Origin of the sequence: Pantoea phosphatilytica, from assembly GCF_051025615.1 — a bacterium.
In the GTDB taxonomy this organism is placed as follows: Bacteria; Pseudomonadota; Gammaproteobacteria; order Enterobacterales; family Enterobacteriaceae; genus Pantoea.
Genome location: NZ_JBPFDF010000001.1, coordinates 627,340 through 634,436, shown reverse-complemented (window position 1 = coordinate 634,436; position 7,097 = coordinate 627,340). Strand labels below are relative to the sequence as shown.

The window sequence follows — 7,097 nt, the reverse complement described above, 5'->3', positions numbered from 1 at the left end:
TCAGGCTTCGTCGCGCATCAGTTGTTCAACCGCATCCACCACATCCTGCACGGTACGTACCGCGCGGAAGGTTTCCGGCTTGATTTTGCGGCCGGTCCGTTTTTGCAGGTGAACGATCATATCGACGGCATCGATGCTGTCGAGTTCCAGATCTTCATAGAGACGTGCCTCAGGCTGAATATCCTCGGGCGCGATCTCAAACAGGCTGGTCAGCAGCGAGGCCACTTCCTGATAGATTTCATCTTTATTCATCATAATGTTATCTCCGCTTTCAGCCTCGCTGTTGGTTGACGAACGCGGCCAGCGTCGCAACAGAGAAGAAGTGAGCACGCAGGGTTTCACTCTCCGCAGACAGCGCCACGCCGTAACGGTTTTTCACGGCCAGGCCAAGTTCCAGGGCATCAATCGAGTCGAGCCCCAGCCCGTCGCCAAAGAGCGCGGCGTCGGTTTCAATATCGTCGGGGCTGAGATCTTCAAGATTCAGCGTGTCGATAATCATCTGTTTGATATCGTTAATTAATACATCCATACCGGTTTTCGTCTTACCTGTTCTCGGGGACCAGCGCCTGCTGTAAATGGCGGGTCAGGCGACGCGCGGCCAGCGGCTGCGCATCGGGGTTACTTTCAAAAAACGACTGACTGTCGATCTTATGCTGTACCCGCACGGTAAACAGCGGTTTAACCGGCGGGATCTGAAACCAGCGGCTCTGTTTGTCGAGCATACGCTGGCTGCAGGTAATGTGTACCACGCGCAGATCGCATCCGGCGCGCACCGCAACATTGGCGGCTCCGCGCTGCAGCGTCAGCGGCTGGCCATAGCGGGTGCGGGTCCCTTCCGGAAAGATCAGGATGGTGTCGCCGCGCGCCAGTCGCCGCTGACTGTCCGGCAGCAGCGTCTCAGCCTCACTGTTGATGAGGTAGTCCGCGGCACGGATCACCCCACGCACAAACGGATTCTTTTGCAGATCGGCTTTGACCAGACAATCCATCTCCGGCAATACGGAGGCGATCATCACATAGTCGATCAATGACGGATGATTGGCGACGATCAGACAGCCGCGATCCTGCTGCAACGCTCCGACGCCTTCAATGCGGTAGTCAAAGACCCCGGTCATGCGGCAGAAACGCAGAAAGCAGCGAAAGCTGAAGGCGATGGCACGACGCGCCAGCAGGCGGCGACGCAGCGAATTGCGCTGAACCAGCAACAACAGGTTAAAACCCAGCAGCGACAGCAGCAGTCCGCCGAGGCCAAACAGCGTAAAACTTACCGCCGTCATCACCAGTCGCCAGGCGTAGTTCAGGCGGCTGCCCCTGCCCGCTGCAGAGGATGAACAGTCAGCCATCGTGCCTCCTCCAGTGCCAGGTCAGGCGTTCGCCCGACAGAGAAAAGGCGGGCGAACCCGCCAGCCACTGCTGCAGAAACGCCAGGCTCTGCGGCAATCCCTGCGACGGCACCGTGTCGGCTGCCGCCTGGCCCGTGCAGTGCAGCTCATCCCCCGCTCGCAGCAGCAGCGCCACCGCATAGGGAACGTTCACAGAGTGATCCGCCAGCCACGGCAGATAGTAGTCAGGTACGATGCCGTCAAAATCGACCAGCAGCACCTGCTGATAGCCCGCCTGGTGCAGGGCGCTGACTTCAACCAGCCCCTGCTGAAAGGAATCAATGCCTGCGGCGATGGAGGTCGAGACCAGCGGCGCTTTCGCCGCAATGGTGAGGCTGCCGACCGCAGAATTGTGGACCGACATCGCGAAATCCGTAGGTGACATCGGCTGCTGATCCGCCAGGCTGGTGAGGATGCGCAGATTACGCTCCAGTTCACCGTGACGACTGGTAAACACGATCGCGTCAACCTGCTGACGCGCCAGCAGCGCCAGCCCGCACTCTACCGCCGCACGACTGCCACCGCTCAGACGACGCGCCGTCATCATCGGTAAAAACTGCGGCTTCGCGATCGCCCCTGCGGGATCGATCGCAGCGCCCTGTTGCGCCCAGTCCTGCCAGGCCTGGCTTCCGTGTAATCCGGGAGCCAGCGCCTGCCAGTCGACCAGCGAGTAAGTGAGTCTCATCTCAACACTCTTTTCGTCATGCATGTGGTGGCGGCGTTCATCGGGTGATCGCCCGGCTCAGCCCGTCAGATCTGCGCTGCCCGACCGGCGGCCGCCTCGGGCTTCACGGTAGAGGGTTACCCGAAGGTTCAGCAATAGCAGCTCATCTGATTTATCGGCCGGTGCGCGGCGAACGTTATACGCCGGGGCCCTGACGGCAACACAGCGTGACGGTAACGCCGTTATCGGGCCGCCAGTGCGGACAGACGCAGCTGAATATCCTGGTCCAGATTGGCGATCCAGCGGTTGTAGTTGTTGTGGATCTGACCCTGTCCGGCTTTCAGGTTTTCGCTGCTGACATAATCGATGCGGTAGTTCTGGCTGGTGTACGAAACCCGGATTGTCGCCACGAAATCACGCTGAGCCAGTCGGCCATTAATAACGCCGGGTGAAACCGGTGTCATCACCCATTTGCGGCCTACACCCGCTTCGATAATGGCCGTTTTCATCTGATTGTCGCTGTAGCGCTGCGTCAGGGTCTGATTCACGTTATGAATCGGCGCAGTACGCGCACAGCCAGTCAGTAACACCGCGACCGTTGCCAGCGTCAGAAACATTTTTTTGTTCATCGTGATTCCCTTCTTTTATCAAAAATATCAGTGAGTTAAACGGATATCTCGCCGCGCGCAACTTTAGCTTTTTGTGCGCTTTTCCGTCTGGCTGGTAAAAAACCCGCGCATGATACCATCGAATGTAAAGACAGGTAAGCAGAAGTCTGCGTGGGTTTTTGGGGCTTATTCAGGGGATCGGAATCGGGGAAGCTGCGCCATCGTCGCGACAGCGTGGAGGCCGCTCCCGCCTCCGGTACTCTGGTTGCGGCTGGAACGGCCTGAAAGGTTATGACGCTGGCGTGGCTTTCCAGCCACCGCCCAGCGCGCGGTAGAGGTCAATCTGCGCCAGCAGCAGATCGCTTTTCACCGTCACCAGGTTCAGCTGGGTCGAAAACAGGGTGCGCTGCGCGTCCAGTTCATCCAGGTAGGAGGCGTAGCCGTTCTGATAGCGGTTACGGGCAATGCGCAGCGCCTCCTTCACATAATTTTCCTGCTGTTGCAACGCCTTCAGCTGCACTTCACGCTGCCTGATGGCGTCCACGGCATCACTGACCTCAGAGAAAGCGTTTCGCACCACTTTTTCATAGCCATAGAGCGCCTGATTTCGCGTCGCCATAGAAACATCGACCTGCGCCGTCAGCGCTTCACGGTTCAGCAGCGGCGCAAGGATGCTTCCCCCCACGCTCCAGAGCCGGAACGGATTGTCCGCGAGCTGATGCAGCACTGAACTCTGCAGGGTGCCAGTGGCAGTGAGATTCAGGCCCGGCAGCAGTTTCGCCTGCGACGAGGCGAGGCTGGCATCAGCCGCCAGCAGCTGGCGCTGCGCCTGAACGATATCCGGACGACGATTAAGCAGCGCAGAGGGCAGCAGCGACGGCATCGGCTGCGGTGAGATCAGGTCAAACTGCTGACGGCGGGCGATGCTACGCGGATTCATACCCGCCAGGATGCTGAGGGCATTCTCCTGCCGGGCGATCTGATGCTGCAGCAGCGGCAGCTGGGCGCTGGCCGACTGGTACTCCGATGCCGCCTGCATCCACTCCAGCCGGGAGGTGTAGCCGGTTTCAAACTGACGCCGGGCCAGCTTCAGTGAATTACTGCGGCTGGCCAGCGTCGCCTCGGTGACCCGCAGCTGCTCATCCAGCGCGCAGAGGTTGAAATAGCCGGACGCCACCGAACTGGCGATCGTCAGCTCGGCAGCAGAGGCGGCGGCCTGCTGTGCCGCCAGGGTTGCCTGCGCCGCCGTGATGCTGCTGCTGCGTGCGCCCCAGAGATCGACATCATAATTCGCCTTCAGCAGCCCCTGAAAAATATCAGTTTCATACGGCTGGCCTGTTACCGAGGAGAGTGTGCGCTCACGGGTCGCGGCCACCCCGGCGCTCAGGCTGGGAAAGTTATCGCCCTCTGCTGCGCGCAGCTGGGCGCGGTATTGATCCACCCGCGATCGCGCCGTGAGAATATCGGGATTGTTGCGCAGCGCCTGAGTGACCAGACGGTTGAGATTCTCATCATGAAACGCGCGCCACCACTCCGCCTCGGGCGCGGCTGACGGCCCGACCTGACCGCGCCAGGCCTCAGGGATCAGCAGCGAGGCGGGTGCCTTCTCAACCTGGGTCGCGCAGCCCGACAGCAGGAGAGTAACCACGGCGATAAGCGTGCGATGCCTCATGGCGCCCCCTCTGCGGCGGGCTGCGCGGCGGTGTCGATATCCACTTCCACCGACATCCCGGGACGCAGCTGCGACATATCCTGATCATGGATGCGGATACGAACCGGGATCCGCTGGGCGATTTTGACGAAGTTACCGGTGGCGTTGTCCGGTGAGATGGCGCTGAATTCTGATCCGGCCGCTGGCGAGATAAATTCCACCTGACCGTTAAAGCGTTTGCCATCCAGGGCGTCGACCCGGATGCTTACCGGCAGGCCGGGGCGAATATGCGCGAGCTGGGTCTCTTTCAGATTGGCGATGATCCATTTGTTATTCGGCACCACGGAGGTCAGACGTGTTCCGGCGGTGACGTAGGCGCCGGTGCGCACCGACAGCTGGCCGAGCTGACCGTCATCGGGCGCGGTGATCCGGGTATTCGCCAGATCGATCTCCGCCAGCTCCAGCGCGGCACGGGCGCTGGCGACGTCACCTTCCAGCGCACCACGGTTGACGATGACGGTTTGCAGGTTCTGCTCAGCCACAGCGATCTGGGCGGCGGCCTGACGCACCTGCGCCTGCGCCTGGGCGCTGGCGGCGCGGGCTGCATCGCGCTCGCGCACCGATAGCGAGCCATCTGCCGCAAGGTTTTCGACGCGCTTCAGGTCAAAGCCGCTCTTCAGCGCCTGCGCTCTGGCATTCTCCAGCGCCGCCTTGTTGCTCTGAATAGTGGCTTCTGCGCTGCGACGCTGTTGCAGGTTATTGTTGAGTGCCGCCTGCTTCATCGCCAGCTGCGCCTGCGCCTGATGCACCCGCTGGCGATAGATACGGTCATCAATCGTCATCAGCAGTTGCCCTTTTTTCACCGGCTGCAGATCGATCACCTCTACCGACGTGAGATAGCCATTGACCTGCGGACTGATAAACGTCACCTGACCGCGCACATAGGCGTTCTCGGTGCTCTGTATGGCGCTGGTAAAAGGCCAGAGCTGCCAGGCATAGAGAATGACCAGTACGCCAATGACGACGATGCCGCTGCCTGCGGCGATGGAAAGAATACGGCGGCGATTGGCGCGTTCGCGTTCGGCCGCCTGAAGCTCATCCTGCTGACTCATTGTTTCTCCGTTGATTCCTGTAATGCGGCCATCTGCTGCTCACGCAGGTTAAATTGTGCCTGACGCCAGTCGAGGTAACGACGCCGGGTTAAACGCCAGATCACCCACATCAGGGTAATGAGTGCCAGCGCGGCGGTTAACAGGTAAGTGTCGTTATAGGCGAGGACGTTGGCCTGCAGCGTGGCCACCGTCTGCAACTGGCTGGTGCTCTGCGCGCCGCGCAGTACGTCGTCGCCCACCTGCGAATGAAACAGGGCATTGTACTGGCTGAGGCGTTCGGTGACGTTGGGGTCGAGCAGTGAAAGCTGATCGCCCAGCAGGCTGGAGTGATACTTCTCACGCCAGACCTGAAACGTGCCGAGGATCGCCGAGCCAATCAGCCCGCCGAGGTTCTGGCTCATGCCAAACAGCACCACGAAGCTCACCAGATTTTTTGGCTGCGTCACCACGCTGCCGATCCCCATCAGCATGGCGGGCGCCATAAAAAAGGCGCTGCTGAACCCCAGCAGAAACTGACTGAAATACATCTCAGTGGCGCGGGTCAGCGGGCTGGACTGCGCATCCATCAGCGACGCAATAATCATCACCACCAGCGAGACAACAATCGGCCAGTTAAGGCGGTCAGGTTTGATGGTCAGCGCACTGGCGGCGATACCCACGATCACCCCGGCAATGATCGCCAGCGCCAGGCCGCGCATCTGATCGTTCTGCAGGCCGATCTGCTGCAGAAAACCGACCGCGCCGGTGTTCTGCTCGGCCAGTACGATACGGATCATAATCATTACGATGCCGAGCCGCACCATCATGCCGCTGCTGAGCCAGCGGGTGTTGATCAGCGGGTTGCGCCGGTTGTGCTCAATGACGATAGCCGCGACGATCAGCGTCAGGGCGATGGCGGTACAGATCCCCAGCCACGGCGTGGTAAACCACCACTCAATACGCCCCAGCGTCAGGACGCCGCACAGCAACGCCATACCGGGAGCCAGCAGAACAAAGGTGACGAAATCCATCTTTTCAAAGGTTTTGATGCGATCGCCGGGCGGCAGCTTGACGAGCAGCACCCCGCCCAGCGCAATCAGCGCCAGACCGAGTTCAAACAGGTAGAGACCGCGCCACTCGTTGAGCTGCAGCAGTTCGGAGGAGAACAGGCGAGCCAGCGGGATCGCCAGCTGCGACACTGTCAGGCCAATGACCAGCGCTTTCAGACGATGTTTCGCGGGCCACGCCTGCACCTGATAGTAGATCCCCAGCGAACTGAGCGCCGCCGCCACCATGCCGTGGGCGGTGCGCACGATAATTGCGGAGCTAAGGTCGTTGGCAAACAGATGGAAAAACGCCACCAGCACATAGAGCACCAGAAACGCTTCGGTAAAGACCCGCAGGCCAAACTGCTGACGGAACTTCACCAGCAGCAGGTTGATGGAGATATTGCCCATCACGTAAACCGCGGGCAGCCAGGCAATCTCATTTGACCAGGCCGCGAACGTCCCCTGCAGATTGACCAGATTGGCCGTGACCAGCGCGTTACTCAGCGCACCGGTCAGCGAAATCAGCAGGCCAATCAGGCCAAATGCCAGTCGTTTTGGCATCGGATGCAGCGGGGTCGAAGGTGAACCTGGCAGCATCGGTTTTTCGTGCGGCAACCACTCGCGTGCAGCGTAGGGATTTCGCTTTGCCACT

General features: G+C 60.3%; 8 protein-coding genes. All 8 read right to left on the bottom strand.

Annotated features, from left to right (window positions below; genetic code table 11):
- The 8 genes from ACR6AS_RS03245 to ACR6AS_RS03210 all read right to left on the bottom strand — a co-directional run bounded on the left by ACR6AS_RS03245 (position 1) and on the right by ACR6AS_RS03210 (position 7,096).
- Positions 1 to 255 carry an acyl carrier protein gene (locus tag ACR6AS_RS03245; protein ID WP_111138593.1) on the bottom strand — a complete coding sequence of 85 codons (255 nt, stop codon included), beginning with the start codon at positions 253 to 255 and terminating at the stop codon, positions 1 to 3.
- A 16-nt stretch (positions 256 to 271) separates the two neighbouring features.
- The gene (locus tag ACR6AS_RS03240) at positions 272 to 529 is read right to left on the bottom strand and encodes a phosphopantetheine-binding protein (RefSeq protein WP_111138592.1); all 258 of its coding nucleotides are present in this window, start codon (positions 527 to 529) and stop codon (positions 272 to 274) included.
- Between the two features lie 13 nt (positions 530 to 542).
- Complete coding sequence (locus ACR6AS_RS03235) at positions 543 to 1,343, bottom strand: lysophospholipid acyltransferase family protein (RefSeq protein ID WP_418802377.1); 801 nt, start codon at positions 1,341 to 1,343, stop codon at positions 543 to 545.
- Complete coding sequence (locus tag ACR6AS_RS03230; RefSeq protein ID WP_111138712.1) at positions 1,336 to 2,067, bottom strand: beta-ketoacyl synthase chain length factor; 732 nt, start codon at positions 2,065 to 2,067, stop codon at positions 1,336 to 1,338. The genes ACR6AS_RS03235 and ACR6AS_RS03230 overlap by 8 nt, the downstream gene beginning before the upstream one ends.
- Before the next feature lie 221 nt (positions 2,068 to 2,288).
- Positions 2,289 to 2,675 carry a hypothetical protein gene (locus tag ACR6AS_RS03225; RefSeq protein WP_111138590.1) on the bottom strand — a complete coding sequence of 129 codons (387 nt, stop codon included), beginning with the start codon at positions 2,673 to 2,675 and terminating at the stop codon, positions 2,289 to 2,291.
- 268 nt (positions 2,676 to 2,943) lie between these two features.
- Positions 2,944 to 4,326 carry an efflux transporter outer membrane subunit gene (locus tag ACR6AS_RS03220; RefSeq protein ID WP_293773955.1) on the bottom strand — a complete coding sequence of 461 codons (1,383 nt, stop codon included), beginning with the start codon at positions 4,324 to 4,326 and terminating at the stop codon, positions 2,944 to 2,946.
- A complete protein-coding gene (locus ACR6AS_RS03215; protein WP_111138588.1) occupies positions 4,323 to 5,417 on the bottom strand; it encodes an HlyD family secretion protein in 1,095 nt (364 codons plus the stop codon). The genes ACR6AS_RS03220 and ACR6AS_RS03215 overlap by 4 nt, the downstream gene beginning before the upstream one ends.
- Complete coding sequence (locus ACR6AS_RS03210) at positions 5,414 to 7,096, bottom strand: MFS transporter (RefSeq protein ID WP_111138587.1); 1,683 nt, start codon at positions 7,094 to 7,096, stop codon at positions 5,414 to 5,416. The genes ACR6AS_RS03215 and ACR6AS_RS03210 overlap by 4 nt, the downstream gene beginning before the upstream one ends.
- Position 7,097: the final 1 nt, after the last annotated feature.